Here is a 23,029-nt window from a genome sequence, read left to right as displayed (position 1 = left end):
TCATCCTCACGACATCCTTCCAGAGGAGAGTTCGCATGAGGAAATTCACCATCGCCGCCATCGCCGTGCTCAGCATCGCCGGCTCGGGCGCGGTCTATGCCCAGTATCATCGCCCGTGGATGCACGAGCACATGCGCCACATCCGCATGAACCCGGAAGACCGCGCCGCCATGGTCGACGCGCGGATCGCTGCCGTCCATGCCGGGCTGAAGCTCAACGCCGACCAGGAAAAGCTGTGGCCGCCGGTCGAGGCCGCCGTGCGCGACTTCGCCAAGCTGCGCATCGACCGCGCCAATGCGCGGATGAATGCCGGCGCCGGCGATGCCGGCAAGGACGCTAACAAGGACGCCGTCAGGCCGGAGGATCCGGTCGCCCGCCTGCGTCAGCGCGCCGAGGACATGGGGGCAACGTCGGCGGCCCTGAAGAAGATCGCCGATGCCGCCGATCCGCTCTACAAGACCCTCGACGAGGGCCAGAAGCGGCGCCTCGCCGTGCTGACCCGTCACCGCGGCCCGTTCGGCGGCGGCGAAGACGGCCCGCGCCGCCACTTCATGGAGCGTGGCATGGACCGCATGATGGAGCGCCGCATGGACCACTTCCACCGTGACCGTTTCGACCGCGACGATGGCCCGGACCGGGACCGCGAGGGCCGGCTCTGAGCCTACAAGGGTTGCCGCGATCAACCCTGGCGAAGCCGCTGGAATCCAGCGGCTTTTCGCTTTTTTGGGGGATGTGGGCACGCCCTTGGCGTACCCTTGGCATACCCTTGGCATACCCTTGGAAAACTTACGTGCCATCGCTTGCCAGACCCGGATCGCTTTGCTAAACGACCGGCCTCGCAAGGCTTTAACCGCCTTTCGGGCGCATAGCTCAGTTGGTAGAGCAGCTGACTCTTAATCAGCGGGTCCCAGGTTCGAGCCCTGGTGCGCCCACCATATAATTCAAACACTTTGCGGGCTGAGCAAACGGCAAAACCAGCGCCGTTTACACCACCGTTTACAGTTTTGTTCTCGCTTCGAGCTTCACCACCGCAGCTTCAGCGAGCTGAATGTCGCGACCGAGGTAGTGCGCATCGAGAATGGCCTCGACGTCTTTCAACGAATGACCTGTGACGGCTGCGATCTGTGGCACGCTGGCGCCTGCGATTGCGAGGCGCACCACTGCCGTGCCGCGCAGGTCGTGAAAGGTCAGTTCACCGATACCGGCGCGCTCACATGCCCTTCCCCAGGACGTGCGAAAGCCGTCCGACGTCCATGGCCGACCGAGCGTGTTGGTCAGGATCAGGGGGCCTCGGCGCTCGGTGATATCGAGAAGGGTTCGCAAAGGCGCGCCGGCTGGCATCGCGACGCGCCGCCCGCCTTTAGACTGGCGCAGGCGAATGTAGGGGTTCTCGTAGGCGGACCAGGGCAGTCGCAGCAAGTCGCCTTGGCGCTGGCCACTCCACAACGCCAGGACTAAGGCGGGCTGGATCTCGCTAAAGGCGATCGCAAGAACCGCTGCGATGTCCTGCTCGGTCCAAATCTTGTCTCTGCGGTCTGCTACGTAGAGGCGGCCCCCGCGCTCGCATGGGTTGGTCGCGATGATGCCGCGGTCTTTTGCGAACGACATGATCCGCGCCAACGTGGTCCAGGCGTAGTCCGCCTTACGTGGTGTCTCGGCGAACAGGTCGCGCCAGGCCTTGAACTCACCACGCACTCGACGATCGGCCAGAGCTGCCACCGGCAGGTCGCCGAATTCATCTTCGATCAGCTTAATGTAGGCGAGGTACGCACGACGGGTCGATGCCGCTAGTCCGGTGAACTCTGGTGCGGCCTTGTACTGCGCAACGATCGTCATGAAGGTGCCGGCGCGGGGCTGCCGAAGGCTCGCATGCGCATCGTGATACTCTCGAACGAAGTCTGGCGCACCGGGCTGCGCATGGATGGCGGGGCCCCCACGCCATGCGTAGCAATGTACTTTCGTCTCGCCATTTGCGAGCCGTCTCTTGACCTTATGAATTCCTTTCAGAACGACGCGCACGGTTCATCCTCCATTCGTCCAAGGCCGCACCCTCTGTCTCGCAGTTTTTGGCGTCGCCTACGCCGCTCAGGGTCTGTCGCTCGGCACGGATATGCTGGGCCCATTTCCTCTGCGAGGAACTGGAGCCTTACTTTGGCTACGACAACACCACTAGGGCGACCGATAGGAAGGTTTTCTTCTTCACCCTAGTCGACATCAACTGTGCGAGGTCGCTGAACGAACGCAAGGTCGATCTGAAGCCGATAGCGTGCAAGCTGCAGCGGGGGCTAGCCGACTGCATCGGCCGCCAGGATCGTCGTCAGCCGTCGATTTGGCCGCTCTATCGCCAAATCTCCCTCCTGGCTCGGTCGGACCCAGTCTACGCATTTAGCTCCAGGTGCCAAGGGATTCGGTGATGAGGGGGAGCTGTTCGGTATGTGGGCTTCTGGTCCCTTAACGAGGCATGCATTGATTGCCCGCTTATGGCCCGTTAGCGAAGTACCGGCACATCTCGACTAGGTCCGCTTAATGAGGCATGGCGGACCAGATTTGCTTAGGTTGAGTTCTTCGCACTTTGACCCCTAACAGACATCGCGCCCAGCGGCGTTCACTTTTCGCCTGGGCCACTGTGTTACATTGGGCAAGACGTCCGGCGCTTCGGTCGACAGATGTGCCTTCGCAAGCCTCTCCAATGTGCTATTCTCATCGTATAAGCCATAGGTATACCATGGCAGGTATTGCAGAGTGGCTAGCATCGATCGGTTTGGGCGAGTACGCCGAGCGATTCCGCGAAAACGCCATCGACCTCTCGGTCGTTCGCGATCTCACGGAGCAGGATTTAAAGGATTTGGGCGTCCTGCTTGGGCATCGCCGCAAGATGCTGCGCGCGATCGTAGAACTTCAGAGAGAGGTCCTGCGAACGCCTCAAGCGGGCGCTAAGCCGGCCTCGACGGATCACGCCGGCCGGCGTCAGCTTACAATCATGTTTTGCGATTTGGTCGGCTCGTCGGCACTTTCGGCCCGCCTTGATCTGGAGGACCTGCGGGCCGTAATGGGCACCTATCACCGCTGCATCGCAGAGGTTGTTGCCAGGAATGAAGGGGTTATCGCGCGGTACATGGGAGATGGCGTGCTCGCCTATTTCGGTTATCCCCAGGCCCACGAGGATGATGCCGAACAAGCGACACGCGCCGGGCTGGCGCTGGTCGATGCCGTAGCTAGCCTCCGGACAGAACCCGCCACCGAGCTGCAGGTTCGCGTTGGCATCGCTACCGGTATGGTGGTCGTGGGCGATTTGACCGGCGAAGGTTCAGCTCAAGAGCAGACGGTCATTGGCGAGACGCCAAACTTGGCTGCGCGCCTGCAGACCTTCGCCAATCCCGGTACCGTGCTGATTTCCGAAAGTACGCACCGGCTCACTGATGGGCATTTCGAGTTCCGCAATCTCGGCCCTGTCGCGCTTAAAGGATGGGCCGAGCCAATGTCAGCCTGGCAGGTACTGGGAACAACCGAAGTGGAAAGCCGCTTCGAGGCACAGCACAAATCTCGATTGGCGCCGCCAATCGGGCGTGACGAGGAAATCGAGATGCTCTTGCGTCGCTGGCAGCACGCCAGGCGTAGCGAAGGTTGCGCGGTGATGCTCACCGGAGAGCCCGGTATCGGCAAGTCGCACATTGCGCTGGCGCTTGAGGAGCGGCTCCAAGGCGAACCGCATATAACGGTGCGCCAGTTCTGCTCGGCGCACCACACCAACAGTGCGCTGTATCCTTTCACCCGCCAGCTCGAACGCGCTGCCCGGTTCGAGCGGGGCGACCCGCCCGCAGAGAAGTTCGCTAAGCTCGAGGCTCTGCTCGTGCGGGCTGATGCCGACCGCGTGTTGCTACCTCTGGCCAACCTTCTGTCCCTTCCACCGAGTAACCGCTACCGTATGCCAGAGCTGAGCCCGCAGAAGCGCAAGGAGCTAACGTTAGCGGCGTTTTTGTCCCAGCTAACTGGCTTGGCCGCAAGACAGCCGGTGTTCGTCATTGTAGAGGATGTCCATTGGGCAGATCCGACGTCGCTGGAGCTGCTCACGATGACCTTGGAACACCTACCCCGGCTTCGGGGGCTGCTGCTCATCACGGCGAGGCCAGAGTTCACTCCGCCGTGGCCAGGTCATGCGCATGTGACGACGATCTCGCTCACGCGGCTGAACCGACGCAACGGGGCGGCGTTAATCGAGCGCGTCACCGCTGGCAAGACGCTCCCGGAAGAGGTAATGGACCAGATCCTCGCCCGCACCGATGGCGTGCCCCTATTCGTGGAGGAACTGACCAAGACGGTGCTCGAAACCGGGCTATTAAATGAACAGGACGATCACTACGTCCTCAACCGTCCTCTCCCCCCGATGGCGATTCCAACGAGTTTGCACGCATCGCTGATGGCAAGGCTCGATCGATTGGCTCCAGTGAGGGAGGTGGCTCAGATCGGCGCTGTGGTGGGTCGCGAGTTCTCCTACGAACTGCTGAGCACCGTAGCCGGGTTGTCAAAAGAGAGACTTGAGGAGGCGCTTGCTCAGTTGGTTCGCTCGGAGTTGATATTCTGCCGGGGCGAGATACCGCAGGCAATCTATACCTTCAAGCACGCGCTTGTGCGGGACGCTGCCTACTCGGGACTCCTGAAGAGCCGACGCGCAGCGCTGCATGCTGCGATCGCGGGTGCCTTCGAGCAACGGTTCCCGGACCTTGTGGAGACTCAACCCGAAACTCTTGCGCATCATCTGACAGAGGCCGGCCTGTTTCAAAAGGCGGAGGCATATTGGCTGCAGGCAGGCAAGAAGGCCGCCATGCGCTCGGCCAACCTTGAAGCCATCGCACACTTGCAGCGGGGTATCGAGGGCTCGGGCCATCTGCCAGAAGGCGCCGGAAAGGATAAGCTGGAACTTGCCTTCCACTTCGCCCTTGGGCCCTGCCTGATCGCTACGCAAGGGCCAGCCTCGAACAAGGCGATGGCAACCTTTGCCCGCGCGCGCGAGCTGTGCGAGCGCCTGGGAGACCCTCCCGAGCAACTCCAGGTGATGTTCTGGTTGACCACTGCGAGCGTAATGCGCGGTGAGTTGCCGGTCGCCGAGGAAACGATCGCGGCCCTGCTCCAGCTCGCCGAAGCGCGCGACGATCTACCGGCGTTGCTCAACGCGATGCGCGGGCAGGCAATGATCCGCCTCTTCATGGGACAGCTTACCGGTGCCCATGAAGCGATTGGACGCGCCTATGAAGCGTTCGAGGCGAGCAGCGAGGACGACAGGCTGGCGGCGCGTTCGGCCGGCCAGGATGCCGGCGTGGCGGACCTGGCGCTGATGTCGTGGGCGCTCTGGCTGCTCGGCCAGCCCGATACGGCAATTGTGCGAATGGACGCTGCCATTCGGCGCGCAGACGCTATAAGTCATCCGCATTCCCAGGCGTATGCCTGTTACTACGCATGCATTCTTCACGCGCTTCGCGGCGAGTTCCTGGTCGCGCAAGGTCATGCCGAACGTTGCATCGCCCTTTCCGAGGAACATGGATTCCGGCAATGGCGCCTGGCGCGCGCCCTTCGGGGCATATGCGTGGCTTCGCTCGATCCTTCACCCAGCGCACTGGGGGAGATCGGTGCCGTCTTGGACGGATATCGCAGCGCCGGTTATCAGCTGGCCATCACCGCGCTCGACGTGTTGTTGTGTCCGCCATTGTTAAATAGTCACGACTACGAGGCCGCGCTGGAGTTGATCGAGCACGGCCTAGCTACAGCTAACCGTAACAGCGAACGAATCCTAGAAGCCGAACTGTATCGTCTAAAGGCACGGGTGCTGGTCGCCCGCGGTGGACCGGCCGTGGAAGCCGAGGCGCAGGCGCTGCTCGACCGGGCATTGAGCACGGGAAGAAGTCAACACGCCAGGACGCTTGAGCTCCGCGCCGCAACGGACCAAGCTGCTCTGTGGATCCATCAGGGCAGACGCGAGGAAGCGCTCAATTTTCTCGCGCCGATTTATGCCAGCTTCACCGAAGGGTTCGAGACGCATGATCTAAAGGTGGCAAAGGTGCTTCTCGATGGGCTACGGTGATCAAGCCGGGACAACGCTTGCGCAGATTTAAATCGCAACGCGATCTGCTTACTTGGGCTTGGCACCACTAGCCGCCCTCTTTAGAGCCGCATAAGTACGATCTCGCAGCTCTAACCAATTCGGGTCGTCCTGTGGATTCTCGTTTATGAAAATGGGCTTGAGCAGCTTGTCGTCTTTACTATTCGCCTTAATCTCGTTTTCCGCTTTGTTAAATGCATCGATTGCTTGTTTAGCGGCGGCGTATCCTAGCGTTATCGAATTTTCGAGATTGCTGTGATTCCACTTGAAATTGATGTGCCCCGGCACGTGAATCTCGACGACTACGCCTCTCCAAGGCGTTTTCCCGTTCCTCCTGTCCACGGCTGGTTTGTCGAGCATCCCGCACTCGACCGCTTTCTCGAGTATTCCGGCTTCGGCTGCTCTGTCGAGTGTGTGCGCCTCTTTGACGTGATATTTGAAAAGCTTGACGTCATCCTCACCGACCGTTGCCGCAAACAGTTGGCAGAGATTTGCTAGTGCATCGTGAAGATTTTCCGGAACGCGGATTTGCTTCGCATCGACGATCCGGCTCACCCAGATTTCATCCAAATCAGGGTGCTCCTCGAGCAAGCTATCGAAGTTCACAGTATCGACTAACGCCCCTTCGCAATATGTAACTTGGTCGATCTCAACCGTCCCTTCGACGAAGGGAAGAGACGAACACGCACACAGGCTGCGTGAGTCGATAGCTCCCCTGTACTGCTTTTTCTCGTCCTCCTTCATCCGACGATTGGAAAACAACGCCAGCTTCTGTTCGTCGAGATTCCAGGCGTTGTGATAGATGTGTGGCATACCGTCCTTTTTCAGCTCGTCGAAGTTTATGCTCTTCATAAACTCGCTATCCGGATAGTTGATCCTGGATAGGCCGTTGACCTTGGACAAGTACATCAGGGAGGTGAGGTATCGGACAAGTGGATTAGGTGCGAGCACCTTATTGAGTATCCAGTTGTTGATGTCTCCTTCGCGCCATTCCTTGAAGGGTTGTTCACCACGAGGCAGACGATTGAACCAAGCGGACATGTTGCCCTGGATCTGTTCCATCATTTTGTACGGTTGCCATCGGAAATCACTGTAACTTTTGGGATCGGTGACGAAGTCCTGGAAGGCCTTGATGTTGGCGTTCCAATCCGTCCCGAATACGGTGTTTATGGGGAAACGCTCATAGCCTTGATCGTCCCGAAACACGCCGTCCCTGAAGAATTCATAGGTCAGCTCGGCTCTGCTTTTGTTTTCTTTTTTGATTTTTTCTTCATCGAATTGATTGTAGACGATGCCAACCCAGGCGCCGATGCAGGACAACGCCCACACATCAGACTTATCGTCGAACGTCTTGCCGTCCTCAGCAAGTGCTTTCAGAACCCCGATGTGTAGCCCTGCTGCCGGTCCGCCGCCGCCGAGCGTAATCGCTCTCTTCACCATTGGTTCCTCCCATCTATTTTATCGTGTGGCTTATTCTCCGATCGAGTTTCCGAATTGCGTGAAGAGGAAGAGATTAATCGTTATTGGGATCATTGGAAAGCGCGGTTGAGGTGGATATTCGACGCTTTCTTGGACCTTCGCATCGAACTAGCGCACATACGCTAGGAGCGCGAGGACTTGGTATCGTGCGATTACGTTTGACCCTCTCGTACAGGTGTGAACCAGTTCGCGTTAGATATTAATCGCTGACGGTAGTAGGAGTAGCTGTAGTCCATTTCGTGACTTCCGGTAATGGCGCGTCAGCGAACTCGCTGAGCGCTTCGTTGAGGTCCGCTCTGTACGGCAAGGCGGACCAGATTTGCTCCGGTTGAGTTCTTCGCATTTTGACCCGAAGTCGTCCTTGGACGGAGCATGCGCTGACCTCCATGGAGAGCGCACCTACGATCGATAAAATCCACTCTCTAAGAGAGACGTGCCTTTGCGACCAAAAAACAATCCTACACATCGTCGCGGGCGTTTTGATGGCCCGGCAAATGACGCCCGAGTACCGAACGAACGTAGGTTACAGTCGCCGCGCAGTGAGATCGCCCGCGGCGGCGACGCCACCAAGGTTACAGTGTTCTGGGGCGCCATCGACATACGTGAAGGCGGCGCTTTAAAAATCCGCCAGTTGACCGTCGGCATGAAGCCGCCTCCAGCTAAGGAAGCCAGCGCGATCGGAAGAGGATTGTCGACTTCGGAATAGAAAACAAAATTCCGAACGCCCATGAATATCGAGAATGGGTGCAGAGCGGCGGACTGCTTGCCTTTGGTCCTACAATTGATGGAATATGGCGTCGGGGCGCATATTTCATCGAGAAGATCCTCAACGGGGCAAAGCCAAGTGATTTGCCCGTCGAAGGGCCGAGCGAATTCCATCTTGCGATCAACCTCAAAGCTGCCGAAGATATGGGCCTATCTGTTCCTCAGCATTTGGTCGCGAGGGCTGACGAGTTGATTGTCCGCTAATGACCACCGATTGCAGACCTCCGGGTTGAGGACCGGGAGCATTCCGATGTTCTCGAAGGTCAAGGCGCTCGGCATCGATCTCCCTGCGACGCTGCTCGGCCGAGGTGATTGAATAACGATCTTCTGCGCTGCACGAGTCTGCTGTTGGGCCCATCTCGGACATTCTGACCGGCGCTGATGATGGTCCCCGGAGCTCAAGCGGAAGTAAGCAGCCTGGGACACCAAAGGCCGCTCGTGACCCACTCTAGACGTCATATGCTTCAGGACCGCCTTGCCGTTGAGAGCGTAGCAGCGTCGCGGCGCATAGCGGGGCAGGTGGTCGCCTGCGCTCAGCAGCCCGCGAGATCAAAATGCGAGGGGTACGCGGATATGTCAGTTGGCCGAGGTTTGCATCCAGCCTAGGCCAATGCTACGGGTTTACCAGCGTCCCCTCGTCGGAAACGCGCCACGCTGCCAAGCCGAAACATAGCGTTAGCATCAAGTTGGCCAGCAAGAGCAGGACCGAGGCAAAGTGGCTCACACGCGCCTCGGGAACAGAACGTCCCTCCAGTCCGGAGACAGGTGGATGATTCGAAAAATGCAGCTGTGCTGACCTGGTTGTAGTTTGTAAAAATGCTGGATCAACAGCTTCGAACGGGGAGCGCAGCCATCGAGCGGTTCGTGGGGAGCCGGGGACTTCGCGCCGCGCTGATCGTAGCTAAGAGGCACGGCAGGAGTTATGATCTGTTCCTTCTCGCTCGGGTCATTCGCTTCGAAGGAGTCTGGCGTGATAAAAATCTTACAAGGAATGCTCCTCGCGACCACGGTTCTGGCTGCTGCTAGTGGGGCGCACGCAGCGGGTGGCTGTGGCGAGGGCTGTCATAGGACAACCGGTGGCGCATGTGTCGTCGACGGCTGGGGCACGGGAGCCAAGGTTCGGAACGAATGCCCGGCGACCGCTCGCCCCCGTCCACCCTGCGGCGGCGGGGATTTCATCTGGGACCGCACCAAACAGGCATGCTTCCAAAATAACCGCACTTGGTTCTGATCTCGCGCCCCATTCAGGCGCGCTCTACACAGCGCAATCTGATCTCAGTGCGATGGCCTCAGAGCGGGTGACAACGAGTTCAGACGGGAACAGCTTGGCCCTTATCTCGGCCAGTGCGTTGCTTCATGGCCCGCTGTCGGCGCCGGCGCTGACACGGGCTCGGTTCACGTGCTTCGGATCAGGTGCGGACCTCCAGGCACGGGAGCCGGATAGGGCTGGACTGCTATGATGGTTGTGCGGCCCTGCCGCTGGCTTACAGCTCAACTGCGGACTAGCCATCTTGGCAGGGAATACCGAAGTTGTCACAAGCGAGAGCGAATGACTCTTTTGCTTTTGTATCCTCGAAGCAAAAGCGAGTGCCGACCTCTGCCTGATCGATCCACCAATCGACGTTACTGCCTTTTGCGATGCGGGAGGCTTCGCCGCGTAACAGGTCCAGTTGTCTTCCCGCAGCACGAACAATCAGGCAATTTTTCTCTTTGGGCATAATACCTTCTCCAATGGCACAGGACGCGAAGTCATTGGTACTAAGAGCCGTGATCACGAAGGCCGCAGCAGGGGGACTGCTGCTGCGGCCCGCGCGGTCAAAAATTCCGGGTCAAAAACGACTAGGTGAAATATGCAGCCAGCCCCGGTGCGATGATCGTACCGCAGCATCTCTGGCTCGCAATATGATCAGTTTCACAATCGGCAGAAGGCTTAACGTGCATCAGTGCCCCGGCTCTCAGGTCCATGGGGATCGGGAACATTCGGCAATCTGGGTGCGTTCGCCTCCAGCTCCGGGCGATGTCTCGGAGCGGACGCGTAGAACTTCCGGCCTCAGGAATCATCTGCCTGGGGCCGGCTTTTTCCAGGACCGTCTTGGCGCCCAGTTTGATTTAGCGGTCGCCTATGTCAATTTGGCAGATGAAAGGGTGGCGGTCGGAAGCTATCCGGGATATGTTGGCAATTCAGCGGAAGCTGGCGCACTGAGAGACGACCCCGGCTTGGGGGCTTGAGGGTTGATGCCGGGGCCGCTCCGCCAGCTCGAAGAAGAGAGCTAACAAAACCTGCAATTTTTCCTCTGCGCGTTCGTTCCTCCAACGAGCGCTCGATCTCGCAAACTGCGGCGGCTTGCCGGTGCTAAAATCCGGTCTGACCTGAGCCCCTCGGTTGCCGCATCCGGCGCATACACAACGCGCCTCGATATCAGACAGGCGAACATCGTCCGACCAGCGAGCGGCGCTGAGTGCAACGTTGTGGCCGGAGTGGCAGCAGACCAGGACACCGCGTAGGCCCATCTCGCGCATCTCGCCGAAGGTGATCTTGAGCGCTCGGCCGTCGGCGTGCGTTGGCGTGTGGCGTCTAGCAGGAGGGGACATGCCACCATCAAAGCGGAAGTACCTCGCAACCTATTGAATGCTCCGACGTAGCCGCCCTAACCGGGCCGCTTTTTCGTTGTGTCGGCTCGGTTTGACCCGACGGGGGGCACTTCCCCATCTAGCCATTCCTGCTCCTCGGCTAAAGCTCGCCACGCCTCTTCCATGCGCCGGTACCGCTTGTAAGCCGGACTATTCTTAGATGGTTCCCCTTCAGCGAGCGTTGCGCAGTTGTCTGCGTTCTCTTTGTAAATCTCTGATGGCTTCATCATCGGCCTCCTGCGTAATGCTTAGGAGAGGAGTCTGAAAGAAATGTGGTTTCGCCCGTCCCAGTTCGAGACGTGAAAGTAACCGGCTAGAAAGCTTCAGCCGTTGTGAAGGCATCGCATTGGGGGATCACAAGGTTCTACCCCGACTGTCAGGACGGCCGGGCTGTGAAGGACGAACACGGGGAGGAAGACCCGAGCGCCGCAGAAGTAAAGCATGAGTCGTTTCTGGTGGTCGCAACGAACTGCTCCGCGAAGGAGCGCTAGCGCTTCGATTTACTCTTGCTCCCTTCGCGGTCTTCTTAGACGCAGAATTCTTGGTCGGCTTCTGTGGTGCGGCTTTCTTTGCAGCCTCCTTGGGTGGCGTTTTAGCCGGCTTCTTGGCAGACTTCTTCGCCGCGGATACTGTCTTCTTTGTACGAGCAGCTGCGACCCGTCTGTTAGCTCTCATAGGGGCAGGAACGCGCTTCTTCTTCCGAGTGATGATCGGCGGCGGAACAGCGGCAGCATCGGTCGCTTCAGGAATGTAGACTTGCTCGTTGGTCACTCCGGCAACCGCTTCTGGATCGGGCTTCATAGCATCCGCGGCTGCAGTCGAGGCGGTGTCCACGATCTCTTTTACAGTGTCTGAAATTCGTTCGACTATTGAGTTTTTAGCCATGGGAGGCTCCCTGAGTCGGGGCAGGATATCTCATTTTTGCGTCGGGAGGGATTGGTGCCGTTCTGGCATCTCCGAGGATTCATTCGAAAGAGGGAAGCGGGATTTAGCGCCCGTTCTATCAAATGATACACCAGCTAGTTATTGCCGGAAGCAAGATGGCAACGGCGCGCTGCTTCGGTGGCACGTCGGGCGGCCCCGGCGCGTCCGGCGCCAGCCCCGGGACGACCGGGGTCGTTCCCCGTGCGCAGCGCGGACCAAAAATTGTGGCTGGTCGACGATCGAATGCCGGATGCGCGGCAAATTCGTACGGCCATCACCTCAGCGGCATCTCCGCTTCGCACGGCCGAAACTAGGCTCAAGGCCGCAACGAAGACGGACCCGGCATAGATAAAGAGGCAGATCAAGAACGCCGCCACAATGCTCACGAGCCATCTTATGGACCGGCAAAATCAGGGTGGAAAGGGCATTATTCCAAGATGCGATCGGCAAGGACCTTTGACGCCTCTTGCGCGGCTGTCACCATGGATCGATCTGTTCGTCAAGGTCGCGCTTGGAGCGGCTCAGGGGGAAGCCCATCATCCATCGGGGAATGGCTCAAGCAAGGTCCGATCGATTTGGTTGTCGTTGTCAGGAGGGCTGAGAGCTCCTGCGTTCCAGCTTGGTGGCGTGAGGCGGCGGAATGGGACAGAGAGGGCGCTCGGTTTGCGACTTCGAAGGCGGCGCGAAGTAGGGCGTGTGAAGCGAAATGGGGGCACACCGCGGGCGTGACGCTCTGCTTCGTCGACCAGACCTCGAAGATCTTCCAATTCTGAGAGCTGAGAAGTGAGTTCGCTAAGTTGTTCGACGTAAAGGATTGCGCGAGAGCCTCGCATAAATGTCCTCCCCAGCACAAAAAAGGCACTATCAGGACGGCGTCAGAGCAAAAGATCGCGAGTAGTAAAAGTAAAAGACTACCACAGGTAAAATAGCTGACTGATTCGTCAGGCTCACTGCGTCAGGGTGTCGCGCTTGAGCCGCGGTCCGGTCGTTGGGCCGTCCGCCGGCCGGCACGAGCTGCTCGGTCCGAACGACCGGGATTTCGTTGCCCGTCGTCGTACTGATCGCTTGCGATCTGCTCGATGGTCTACCGATGCCTTTTGACCGTGCCGGCAATATCATTCGGATCGGCGCGGTCGGCGGCGGCACGTTCGCGCAAGGCTGTCCATTCGACCCTGCAACCAATACGGTCCTCGGCGCCGAACATCGTGAATAGAGCTTCAGGCGCCCCTCAGCGAAATCGCCGGATGGGTCAGGGGTAGGGGTATTTCGAACTCCGGACTCGGGGCCGCGAGATGCCAAGTATCGACTCCGCCCGTCGATCCTATTTTGCTCTTTCAGGGGATAGCCGGCCAAGGTTGTGGCGCCATCTCTCAGGAGAATGCGATACAATCGAAGCGGGAATCAGCTCAACCAGGTCCGACGGAATATTGCGATGACCAGAACTTTTCCTGCCGTCGGCCTATTTGCCGGACCGACGTTGGCGCAGGAAGGGCGACTGCCTTTCTGTGCCGAGCAACAGTCGTAGAAGCTCCTGCAGCTCCACTGATTGCTGCACGAGGCATCGGTGAGCGGCGAAGATCCGCTCACCGTGCTTCCGGGGTGCTTCCGGCTCGAATTTTGCGGAGAGCACGATGGAGGTAAGTGTTTGAATTAGCTGGTGCTGCCAGACAGGATTGAACTATGATCACAATCCTGCTTTTCATTGATTTTATTGATGTTTTCGGTCCGGCGATCTGTTTTTGTGTGGCACTCTTGCGTGGCGCCGTAGCACTGAAATTAGCTTAGAGCAGCCGCGATTGCATCACCTTTATTCACGTCGAATGTGACATGAGCAGTCTCGGCGCGAAGGTCGATCTCAGGACACCTGATGGCCCTCCCGCTGCATCGAACCCGCGCGGCTGCCTAGGGAAGTTAGTGGCTTCCATCATCAGATCGGCAGGCCAAACTGCGGCTCTGCCAAGCCCTCCCCTTGCAGCGAGGAGAGTGAGACGTCCAACAGCCGGACCAGCCTGGGAAGCGGCCTCGCGTTTTGAAGCAGTGCGATGGACAGCGCTCGAGGTCGTCTCTGCTCGAGACCACCACGGAGACAGACCGCTGGGGGTGATGATCCCGAAGTCCTTGAACTTTATCTTCAGCGTGTCCGTCCGGCCCGGTGCGCCCTTGTCCTCGCAGTGGGGCTTAGACTGATCCCGGATACGCAATCAGCGGGCCCGTACTCGCCGAACAGGCCGAAAGGCTTGCCACGGAAGCCTCCGCAGGATCATATTCGAAGTTCTCCTGAGTTAGCCAGCGCGTCGAATCCCTTCAGCTAAATTCTCTGCACGGCTCCTGCGTCTCGAACCCGATGCCGCGCTCCACTCCCGCCTGTCCGGGTTGCAAGAAGCCGAAAGTTGCAATTGCAACGCGCCCTCGACGTGGCGCTGCTTCAAATGCGAATCCGCCGGCTGATTCCGCTCTGTGCCTCCGGCATCGCACCCTCTCCCCCGGCGTTCCTGGAGAGTGCTGCTTTCAGCATATTCTCAATTCTCATTTTCGATTTCTTCGAGGGGCACTGCTGGCACTCTTGATTCCCGGCCGAGTTCGTGGAGCGGGTGAGAGTGATCTCATCACAAACGGCCTTTGAGGTGGCTGCTGGCGCCGGTGCCTCAGGCCTCGCCCGGTCCGGAGAAGATCGATGGCGGTGGCGTTGTGCGCGGCCCCGGGAGCGGCCGCTCGCTTGCTCCGGACCGGGACGCCGGGTTGCCCTTCGCATCGTATCGCTTGGCGAGATCCAGCCACCGACGGCGGGTGAACGGATCGGCCTTCGGGGCGATGGCGCGGACCCGCTGCGCGAGACCCTGGTAGAATTCCTGCTCCATGACGCACCTCGCAACATCACTGCTCTCAGTTGAGTAGGCTACGGTTGCGAAGTCAAGAAGAGCCGACGCACCCGCGCAACTTTCTGCGACCGACTTGAGATCGCAGTGGCGAAGGACGTTGATGGGCAGCGCGGGGAATCAGATGGCAGTGTCCTATCCATTCCGGAAGGCTTGCCCGGCCGGCCGATAACGGCTGCTTCCGATGAAACCGTGAAGGGGAGGCTGCGGTTCAGCGGATTAGACTCGCACTGAAAATGCAAGCGCCATTTCAGAACTGGCCTGGCTTCAAACAGATACGTCTCGCGTAAGTCGTTGCGCATGCAACCCCGAAATTATTGGACGAATGATGGCGAATATTTTGTCTCGCGATTCCGCAGAGGATTTGAGCATTCCGGCATCTGGAAAACGATCAACTTCGGGAGGAGAAGGACGGCACCCATCCGAAGGCGGGCAAATGAATAGCCTCGATCCGATTTCAGTCATGTTTGTTCGTCAAGAATTCTTCGTACTTTCTCCGCCAGACCGCGAAAGGAAAATGGCTTGCTCAACAAGTTGACCCCCGCATCAAGTCGACCGTTGTGGACTATCGCATTCCGTGTGTAGCCCGTCGTGAACAGCACCTTGATCATTGGATGCAACCTTCTAGCCCGATCTGCGATGTTACGTCCGTGAAGGCCATCCGGGAGCACGACGTCGGTGAAGAGAAGATCGATGGTGCGAGATGATTCAAGGAAAGCAATCGCTGATGCCGCGTCGGCTGCTTCGAAAACTTGATATCCGAGATCGCGGAGCACACCGGATGAATACGCGCGCAAATCGTCATGATCTTCCACAACGAGGATGGCCTCATTCCCCCGTAACATTGTTGCTGTCGGAATACTGCGATCTTCCTGCTTGTCGGGTTCAGTCTTGGACCGAGGAAGATAGAGTTTGACCGTCGTGCCATGCCCCGGTTCGCTATAAATCCTAATGTGGCCACCCGTCTGTCGCACGAACCCGTAAACTTGACTTAGCCCCAGCCCAGTTCCTTTGCCGACCTCCTTAGTCGTGAAGAACGGCTCGAACACGCGATCCAGGGTTGCCTTATCCATTCCGGTTCCAGTGTCGGTGACAGCAACCAAAACGTATTGGCCGGGAGGCACGGGTTCTGGGAGTGCGGCAACATACTCATCATCCAGCCAGGTGTTGCCGGTCTCGATTGTAAGTCGTCCGCCGCCGGGCATTGCATCCCGCGCGTTAACCGCCAGATTGAGGATGCCATGTTCTAGTTCCGATGCGTCAGCAAAGGCGCTCCACAAACCGGCATTGCCAACTATCTCGATCCTGATTTGCTCTCCTAAAGTGCTCTTGAGCAGTTCGCTCATTCCCCCGAGCAAGCGATCTACATCAATGGACTTTGGATCCAGCGGTTGGCGACGTGAAAAAGCTAGCAAGCGGGCGGTGAGTGTGGCCGCGCGCTGGGATGCATGATGCGCCATCGCCTGCGCTCGCATGATGCGCCCAAACTGTGGCGCATCGGACATGCTTGCGATCTGCCGTCCGATCGTATCAAGACCACCCATGATCACCGTAAGCAGGTTGTTAAAGTCGTGTGCAACACCGCCGGTAAGCTGACCGATGGCCTCAAGCTTTTGAGCTTGGCGCAGCGCTGCTTCGGCCTCCGTTCGACGCGCGATTTCTTCCGCTACACGCTGTTCCAGCGTCGCATTGAGTTGCTGTAGCTTTAAGGACGTAGCGGACACATCTTTACGCGCACCATCGAGTGCTCTCGCAAGATGCGTAGCGTGAGTAGCCGCCTCCGTGGCAGAACTTGCGCGCGCTAGGGCCATATGAACCCGCGCTTCAGTCTTTAGTAGTTCAATTAAAAGCGGAAGGCTCGATTCGATATCATTCCAAGGGATAGACAAGTTCCTGCCGACAAATACCAGGATTGCCGCAGGGGTCGAACGAGCGACCGCGGGAACGAGCGTGTTAGCGTCGGGAAATGCTACCTCTCCGAAGAACTCACAGCAGCTTGATGCTTGCTTCAAAAACGCTCGCCAAGACGGGCCGCCAGGCAGGCGCTGGTCAAATCCCTGAGCTGGCGTAAAACTCCCCGTTTCTTCATCCTTCAAGAAAATGAGGAAAGCATCGCCTCCCATAAACTTGGCTAATCGCGCGGCAGCTTCTCGCCTCCCGTTGGCGTTGGCAAAACCACTTAAAAGATGAGCCCCGTCATCCTTCAAGTGACCTACTCGGGAAATACGCAAACGACTGCAGTGCAGTTGTGAAAGCCACTGAACTGCCCCTCCGCTCGGGCGATTTGACCGTGGGTGTTACACCCCGTCAACGGCACTTCCGAAAATCGTTCTTGCAGGCTTGAGAGTTCCAACCCGAACTCGTCTCCCATACGGAGGCGAGTAGCGACGCAATCAAAGAAAAGGGCCGCCGCTGGGGGGCCGCCTAATGCATCCAAAGCAGCATTTGCAGCCTGCTTCGCGGCAGAAACTGCGGATGCCGTGCTAGTCTTCATAATTCTTACAACTGAACCAACGGGGACCTCAGCGGCGCACACAACTGCGCCTTCCTCATCCACAGCCAGAGGAACACGCAAGCGATGTTCAGCTCCGCTATCAACCCCAATAATATTGTGCAGGAAGAATGGTAACGGTTCTTTCCGATCCAAGTTCTGATGAGTCTCTTCCGCGTGTTCTACGAATGCTTCGATCGCTGGAAACCCATCAAGGCTTATCACTTTCATGCCGTCGCTCGCCGTGACGCGATAGGCTCGGGACGCAGGTTTCCAGCCGTGACTAACACCCACGCCGATCGGCTTCGAGGAGAGAATCTCCAATGCCACCGCGGCGTCGGACAAAACTTCTTCTCCACAAAATACAGTGGTCTTTTGAAATTGAGCGTTGTCCCCCGCTCCTCCACCAAAAAACTGATACTGACCGGCTGTAGCTAACGTCAACTGATCTACTAAAATATCAGCATGCCCAGCTAGAGCATCAGCTAGAACGAGAGCAGCCCGAAACGGAAATCGTCCGGGCGGTGTTGGTGTAAACCTCGAAACTATCTCCTGGGCTGCCGCAGTGGCATCCATCGCGAGGTTACGTCCAACACTATATGAGAAGACCACATCGTCGCCCACCAACCCCAGTGCACACGCCAAGCCTTGACCACTGCTCACATTCGTAAACTCGCCGGCAGATGAAGCTCCAACAACGATGGTATCGGGCAGCTCCTTTTTTATGGCAGAAAGTATCGCTCCGTGGTCATGCTGAGGAGCTGCAAATAACACCAAGGCAGCAGGCGGTGTGCTTAGGGATCTTCGTATTTCGGTGGCCAGAAATTCGCCTGCAGTCGAGCTATCGCTCGAATCCGTCGAGACTACCGACGCTTTCATTGTTTCCCCCACTTAGACAACAGCAGTAAACAACCTCCGAAAGGATAAGTTCCAAGTAGCTCGAAAATATCAAGGGGCCTCGAGGCGGCAAAGTGACGTAAACCTTTTGGGGCTTTTACTCTGCAATCTGCCAATTCTCACCGTCGGTAATCAAAGGTTTAAAGCCGAAGTTGGTTCGGGGTGTCGTAACGCTTTAGTCGGGACGCTTTCCTTCTGGCGACCCAAAGCGGACAGCTATCCGCGATCGAGCCGTGGTCGGCTGGACCTTTTTTCGGAGCGGCGGCCTGATGCGAATGTCTGCTGTCGGGCCGACGAGAAGTGGTCAACCGAACGGCCGACCGACGCGATTGACCCGAAGCGGACATCGCGAATCCTGCAAGTGCTGCTCCTGTCGCCTTTCCGAGTATGATCTTGGAGGTTACAATGACTCATTATTATCGTGCCTCGGAGCGGAAATGAAGTAGCGCCCCTTCATGGCTCTTGATGGCCGTGCAGCTTCTTGATGGCCGTGCAGCTGATGGCGGTGCGGGTCCATGAATGTGATCGGCGCAACCATGGGAGCGCCTCCGGAAAACGCCAATCCGCCCGGACGCGCGAAGGCGTCGGCGGCTCTCAGAGGATCAGATCGTGTTGGAAGGGTAGGTGTCCGCCCTGGCCAGCAGCCTCCTGGTCGAAACGCCAACCCTCCGGCGCCGCATCGGCCGGATGGGGCCATGCGGCCGCGGCGGAATCGTGCTCCGGATTGAGGGCGGCGACGGGGATCGAGGAAGCGACTGCCGGGGCCGTCGAGCTGGCATGCTGCTGCTCCGCACCCGCCTCGAAATGGAACGCGGGCTCGGCCCGGTTGTGAAAGCCTTCGTCGTCGGCGCCCTGAATGACCACGGTCACGACCTGCGGCGTGCCGTCGATCGTGGTCACGGTGAAGGTATCGGTCAGCGCGTCGCAAGGCCTCAAGGCCTGGACCTCGGGGTTCTCGGGGTTGAGCACATATGTCCACGTGCCGCAGGTCGTCATCGTGAAACTGCCGTAGCCGTGGTCGCTCGCCTGCGGGCATGTCGTGGCCGTGAAGGTGTCGTCGGGATTATCGACGTCCCTGTCGGACAAGGTGCCGCTGGCGCGTGGCGGGGGCTCGCAGGAGTTTCTTGGCTCGGTCACGCGTCCGCAAATATCGCCGCAGACGACCGCGGCGTCGTTGCTGCCCTCGATGGTGACGGTCACCGTCTGTGCCGTACCGTCCGCGGCCCTCACCGTGAAATCGTCAGTCAGCGATTGACCTGCGTTCAGCGCCTGCACCGCGCAGTTGCCGTTGTCGAGCGCGAAGGTCCAGTGCCCATCCGCGGTCATGGTGAAGCTGCCGTAACCGTGGTCGCTCGGCTCCGGACATTTGACGGGATCGAACGCGTTCGACGGGCCGTCGACGTCGGTGGCGGTCAAAAGGCCGCACGCGGTTGGGAGGCCCTGCGCGGAATTGTCGACTCCGCCAGCTTCGACCACGCGACCATGCGTGTCCCCGGAGATGACGGCCGGATCGTCGGCGCCTTGGATGGTCATCGTGACGACCTGCGGCGTGCCGCCGATGGTGGTCACGGTGAAGGTGTCTGTCAGGGTCTGGCACGGCGTAAGCGCCAGCACCGCGGCGCTGGCGGAATCCAGCGCGTAGGTCCAGTGCCCGTCGGACGTCATCGTAAAGCTGCCATAGCCTTTGTCGCTGGCATGCGGAGAACTCACCGCCGTAAACGTGTTGGCCGGATCGTCGACATCGGTGTCGGCGAGTTTGCCGGTCGCGGTTGGGACGTCGTGCGCCATGGCCGCCGCCGCAATTGCGGCGGCAGTCATGGCGATCGTGGCGACGGATCCGCCGGTCTCGCCGCTTATCGCTGCCGCGTCGTCGGTGCCGGCGATGTCGATCGTGAAGGTTTGGCTTGCCGAGGCAAAGCCGTCGGACGCCGTGATCGTGAAGCTGTCGGCGTTCGGCGCCTTCAGCGCGTTGATGGCGTCGTTGTTCGGTACGTAGGCGTAGGCGCCGGTCCCGCTGTTCAAGTACAGGATTCCGAAGGAGCCGGCCTTCTCGACGTCGTAGCTTGCGCCCGCGACGGTGAAAGCGCCGATCGCGCCGCCCGCGATGCCAAAGGTTGGGGTCGTGCCGGAGCCGAAGCTCGTGGCCGAGAAGCTGCCGCTGCTCGCCGAGAACTCATCGAACGCGACTGTGTCGATCTCGACGGGGCCCGACCCGAGCGTCAGTGTCGGTGGCGAATGGATCAGCGGCCCATCCGACACGAAGCTGGCCGGCACCACCAGCCCGGGAAGGGCATGTTGTGGACCGGGCCCGTCGGGCGCCTGGAAATCGATCGGCTGCAGCGTCTGATCGACCGCTTCGCCCGGAGGCGTGCCGGATCCGGACGGCCCATGGTCCTTCGAGTAGTTGTCGAGCACGTCCTGCTGCCGGCTCTGCAGGTCCTCCATCCGCGAAGCGTTGTTGGCGACCTGCGCGAAGCTGACGGACGATCCGGTCTTGCTGAGGATGACCGTCTGCCCGGGATCGTCCACGATGATGTGGCGCGGCACCGCCTCCTTCGTGATGAGTTCGAAGGTGCCATGCTCGAACCCCTTGTAGGTGATGGAGGCGTCGTCGAACAACGCGAGATCGGGATCGGCGGCCCACGCTTCTTTCAGAGCCGAAAGGATCAACGCGACGAAGGACAGCCCTCCGGCCCATCCGAGTCTCGCGACAACCGCCGACTCTACAGCGCGCCCCCTGCGTTGGTTCTGCGCCGGCCAAAGACCGGTGAAGACACGTGCGAGCGACATCTTGAATGCCTCGCATGCTGCCCGCTTCCGCCGAAGCGGCCGGACCGACCGATCCGCGTGTGTGTCCACCCGCCGAGGTCCGGTTCTGCGCACCAGACTACGCTTTGTCGTCCCGAGACCCCTTCACGAAATGTTGACTGGGTGCGCGCAAATGCGCTCTTTTGTTGGCGCTGAGCGGTCGGGACCATCGTCCGTTGCGACTAAAGAGTGGCGCTCGCAACATGCGGTATGGTGCGCCGGGCGCGCTCTGCCATCATTCCGCCGAAGCGGGCTCTTCACGGATGGGAGCGGACGCATGCACGGACTAAGGACGGTCGCAGGACTTCTCTGCCTTTTGCTCGTTGCAGTGGCGTATCCGCCTGCGCCGCTTCGGGCGCAGGACGTCAAGCCAATCGGCAAGGTCGTGACCGTCGCTGGCAAGGCAGTGATCGAGCATATCGATGCCGCGGTTGTGCAGGCGAGACTGTCCGAGAACGGGGCCAGCGCGAAGGTCGGCGATCCAGTCTATCGGGGCGACGTCGTCAGGACGGGCGCCGACGGGCGCCTGGGTATCAATTTCGCCGATGGCAGCTCCTTCAGCCTGTCGAGTAACGCCAGCATGGAAATGAGCGAGTTCGTCTACGATCCGGACGGCAAGGACAATTCAACCCTGATCAGCCTGACCAGAGGCACCTTCACCTTCGTCGCCGGCAGCGTCGCCAAGACCGGGAGCATGAAGGTGGACACGCCGGTGGCGACGTTGGGGATCCGGGGCACCACGCCCCACATCGAGATTTCGGACGACGGCACGGTCAAGTTCGCCACCCTGATCGAGGAGGGCAAGGATGCCGTCATGAAGCGGAAGGCCGGTCCGACCGTTGCGCCTCCCCGGCAGCGGAGGGCCGACCGCGCTCTCGGCATCTGCCGGGGATGCTGAAGGTCTTCGGGACGGCGCTAGTTATGATCCTGCTGCTGGCCGCCCCCGCGTCGGCGCAGAAGCCGGAAGGTCAATTCCGGAACGTCGAGCTCTGCAACGCCGCCTCGTCCCCCGACCGGAGGATCGAGGCCTGCTCTGCCTTCATCGCAGCCGGCCGTGGCGGGCCACAGGCCCTGGCCATGGCCCACAACAACCGCGGCATCGCCTACGCGGCGAAGGTCGACTACGACCGCGCTGTCGCCGACTTCGAGGCGGCCATAGGCATCGATCCGACCTTCGCCAAACCCGTCAACAACCGCGGCGCGGCGAGACTGAGGACGGGCGACTACGACGCCGCGATGGAGGATTTCGACCGAGCCATCGCCCTCCAGCCGGCATACCCCGGCGCCTTCGTCAACCGCGCCGAGGGCTGGCTGAAGAAGGGCGATCTCGTACGCGCCGAAAGCGACTACACCGCCGCGACTCGTCTGAACGCCGACATGGAAGTGGCTTGGAGCGGCCTTTGCTGGATCCGGGCGAGCACGGGCGACCCGCAAGGCGCGGTGGAAGCCTGCGACAAGGCGATCGGGTCGGGCGCGCATACGGCTGCGACCTACGATTCCCGCGCGCTCGCCCACCTCAAGGCTGGACGGACCGATGCGGCCATCGCCGACTACGACGCCGCGCTGCGCATCGACCCCACGCTCGCCACCGCGCTGTACGGTCGCGGCCGGGCAAAGATCCGCCGCGGCGAGACGGCTTCGGGAGAAGCCGATGTCGCGGCCGCGAAAGCTGTCCGGGGCGACATCGCCGAGGAATTCGCGCGCTACGGCGTACCGTAGTCCGTCCTCAACGCGTGCCCGTCGGAGAATGCCATCTCTCCCCTACCGAGAGAACCTGAGCTGCAGCAGTCGAGCAGTTTTTGTATTGATTTTTCCCTCCAGCGAGCGACACCCGAAAAATGCTAAACGGTTCTGCTTCCTACAAAACCGATAAGCAGACGTACGAAACAGAGCCAGATGGCGAACTCATCAGCTTTCGAGCCAAAACAGGGTCAGTTGATCGACTGATAAGCTTTCATACGAAGCGGAGTCAGTTGGCCAACTGATAAGGTAATACGCAAAATCTTATCAGTGCTCCGCTGGTCCGGAATGTGGACGAGTACGTATCCCGCCTACCCGAGGATC

General features: G+C 59.6%; 14 protein-coding genes and 1 tRNA gene. 8 read left to right on the top strand and 7 right to left on the bottom strand.

Going from position 1 to position 23,029, the window contains the following annotated elements; all coding sequences use genetic code 11:
• Positions 1 to 35 precede the first annotated feature (35 nt).
• Both ACFQX9_RS12065 and ACFQX9_RS12060 read left to right on the top strand, forming a co-directional pair.
• Positions 36 to 659, top strand: a complete 624-nt coding sequence (locus ACFQX9_RS12065; RefSeq protein WP_377788666.1) for a Spy/CpxP family protein refolding chaperone — start codon at positions 36 to 38, stop codon at positions 657 to 659.
• A 200-nt stretch (positions 660 to 859) separates the two neighbouring features.
• Positions 860 to 935 (top strand) — tRNA-Lys (locus tag ACFQX9_RS12060).
• 61 nt (positions 936 to 996) lie between these two features.
• Here ACFQX9_RS12060 and ACFQX9_RS12055 read toward each other — a convergent pair.
• Positions 997 to 2,019, bottom strand: a complete 1,023-nt coding sequence (locus ACFQX9_RS12055; RefSeq protein WP_377788664.1) for a tyrosine-type recombinase/integrase — start codon at positions 2,017 to 2,019, stop codon at positions 997 to 999.
• Between the two features lie 706 nt (positions 2,020 to 2,725).
• On the opposite strand from ACFQX9_RS12055, the gene ACFQX9_RS12050 reads away from it, so the two are divergent.
• The gene (locus tag ACFQX9_RS12050) at positions 2,726 to 6,076 is read left to right on the top strand and encodes an AAA family ATPase (protein WP_377788662.1); all 3,351 of its coding nucleotides are present in this window, start codon (positions 2,726 to 2,728) and stop codon (positions 6,074 to 6,076) included.
• A 48-nt stretch (positions 6,077 to 6,124) separates the two neighbouring features.
• On the opposite strand, the gene ACFQX9_RS12045 is transcribed toward ACFQX9_RS12050, so the two are convergent.
• Positions 6,125 to 7,534, bottom strand: coding sequence for a patatin-like phospholipase family protein (locus ACFQX9_RS12045; protein ID WP_377788660.1), 1,410 nt, complete (start codon positions 7,532 to 7,534; stop codon positions 6,125 to 6,127).
• A 726-nt stretch (positions 7,535 to 8,260) separates the two neighbouring features.
• Here ACFQX9_RS12045 and ACFQX9_RS12040 point away from each other — a divergent pair.
• Positions 8,261 to 8,542: an ABC transporter substrate binding protein gene (locus ACFQX9_RS12040; RefSeq protein ID WP_377789025.1), complete on the top strand. Its 282-nt coding sequence runs from the start codon at positions 8,261 to 8,263 to the stop codon at positions 8,540 to 8,542.
• Positions 8,543 to 9,329: 787 nt separating this feature from the next.
• A complete protein-coding gene (locus ACFQX9_RS12035) occupies positions 9,330 to 9,569 on the top strand; it encodes a hypothetical protein (protein ID WP_083926619.1) in 240 nt (79 codons plus the stop codon).
• Positions 9,570 to 9,840: 271 nt separating this feature from the next.
• Here ACFQX9_RS12035 and ACFQX9_RS12030 read toward each other — a convergent pair whose 3' ends face one another.
• On the bottom strand, positions 9,841 to 10,056 hold the full coding sequence (locus ACFQX9_RS12030; RefSeq protein WP_083926613.1) for a hypothetical protein: 216 nt from the start codon (positions 10,054 to 10,056) through the stop codon (positions 9,841 to 9,843).
• Positions 10,057 to 12,935: 2,879 nt separating this feature from the next.
• Here ACFQX9_RS12030 and ACFQX9_RS12025 point away from each other — a divergent pair.
• Positions 12,936 to 13,106, top strand: a complete 171-nt coding sequence (locus tag ACFQX9_RS12025) for a hypothetical protein (protein WP_018460462.1) — start codon at positions 12,936 to 12,938, stop codon at positions 13,104 to 13,106.
• Positions 13,107 to 14,538: 1,432 nt separating this feature from the next.
• On the opposite strand, the gene ACFQX9_RS12020 is transcribed toward ACFQX9_RS12025, so the two are convergent.
• The 4 genes from ACFQX9_RS12020 to ACFQX9_RS12005 form a co-directional block, all read right to left on the bottom strand.
• On the bottom strand, positions 14,539 to 14,751 hold the full coding sequence (locus ACFQX9_RS12020) for a hypothetical protein (RefSeq protein ID WP_085360741.1): 213 nt from the start codon (positions 14,749 to 14,751) through the stop codon (positions 14,539 to 14,541).
• Between the two features lie 479 nt (positions 14,752 to 15,230).
• Positions 15,231 to 16,976, bottom strand: a complete 1,746-nt coding sequence (locus tag ACFQX9_RS12015) for an ATP-binding protein (protein ID WP_377788658.1) — start codon at positions 16,974 to 16,976, stop codon at positions 15,231 to 15,233.
• A gap of 5 nt (positions 16,977 to 16,981) precedes the next feature.
• Positions 16,982 to 18,139 (bottom strand): FIST signal transduction protein, encoded by a 1,158-nt coding sequence (locus tag ACFQX9_RS12010; protein ID WP_026234039.1) that lies wholly within the window; start codon positions 18,137 to 18,139, stop codon positions 16,982 to 16,984.
• A gap of 612 nt (positions 18,140 to 18,751) precedes the next feature.
• Positions 18,752 to 20,947 carry a VCBS domain-containing protein gene (locus ACFQX9_RS12005; protein WP_204512001.1) on the bottom strand — a complete coding sequence of 732 codons (2,196 nt, stop codon included), beginning with the start codon at positions 20,945 to 20,947 and terminating at the stop codon, positions 18,752 to 18,754.
• A gap of 295 nt (positions 20,948 to 21,242) precedes the next feature.
• Here ACFQX9_RS12005 and ACFQX9_RS12000 point away from each other — a divergent pair, with 295 nt between their 5' ends.
• Positions 21,243 to 21,863, top strand: a complete 621-nt coding sequence (locus tag ACFQX9_RS12000) for a FecR domain-containing protein (RefSeq protein WP_026234035.1) — start codon at positions 21,243 to 21,245, stop codon at positions 21,861 to 21,863.
• A gap of 23 nt (positions 21,864 to 21,886) precedes the next feature.
• Positions 21,887 to 22,684 (top strand): tetratricopeptide repeat protein, encoded by a 798-nt coding sequence (locus tag ACFQX9_RS11995; protein WP_245329435.1) that lies wholly within the window; start codon positions 21,887 to 21,889, stop codon positions 22,682 to 22,684.
• Positions 22,685 to 23,029 lie beyond the last annotated feature (345 nt).

The sequence above is a fragment of the Bradyrhizobium sp. GCM10028915 genome (assembly GCF_042666195.1).
Classification (GTDB): domain Bacteria; phylum Pseudomonadota; class Alphaproteobacteria; order Rhizobiales; family Xanthobacteraceae; genus Bradyrhizobium; species Bradyrhizobium canariense_D.
Note: the sequence above shows the minus strand (reverse complement) of the source record. Positions and strands in the feature narration are given on the sequence as shown.

Excerpts from the sequence above, each read along its gene's own strand:
- ACFQX9_RS12030 (WP_083926613.1), bottom strand. The coding sequence starts at position 10,056 with ATGCCCAAAGAGAAAAATTGCCTGATTGTTCGTGCTGCGGGAAGACAA.
- ACFQX9_RS12065 (WP_377788666.1), top strand. The coding sequence starts at position 36 with ATGAGGAAATTCACCATCGCCGCCATCGCCGTGCTCAGCATCGCCGGC.
- ACFQX9_RS12010 (WP_026234039.1), bottom strand. The coding sequence starts at position 18,139 with ATGAAAGCGTCGGTAGTCTCGACGGATTCGAGCGATAGCTCGACTGCA.
- ACFQX9_RS11995 (WP_245329435.1), top strand. The coding sequence starts at position 21,887 with ATGATCCTGCTGCTGGCCGCCCCCGCGTCGGCGCAGAAGCCGGAAGGT.
- ACFQX9_RS12050 (WP_377788662.1), top strand. The coding sequence starts at position 2,726 with ATGGCAGGTATTGCAGAGTGGCTAGCATCGATCGGTTTGGGCGAGTAC.
- ACFQX9_RS12035 (WP_083926619.1), top strand. The coding sequence starts at position 9,330 with ATGCTCCTCGCGACCACGGTTCTGGCTGCTGCTAGTGGGGCGCACGCA.
- ACFQX9_RS12000 (WP_026234035.1), top strand. The coding sequence starts at position 21,243 with ATGCACGGACTAAGGACGGTCGCAGGACTTCTCTGCCTTTTGCTCGTT.
- ACFQX9_RS12045 (WP_377788660.1), bottom strand. The coding sequence starts at position 7,534 with ATGGTGAAGAGAGCGATTACGCTCGGCGGCGGCGGACCGGCAGCAGGG.
- ACFQX9_RS12020 (WP_085360741.1), bottom strand. The coding sequence starts at position 14,751 with ATGGAGCAGGAATTCTACCAGGGTCTCGCGCAGCGGGTCCGCGCCATC.
- ACFQX9_RS12005 (WP_204512001.1), bottom strand. The coding sequence starts at position 20,947 with ATGTCGCTCGCACGTGTCTTCACCGGTCTTTGGCCGGCGCAGAACCAA.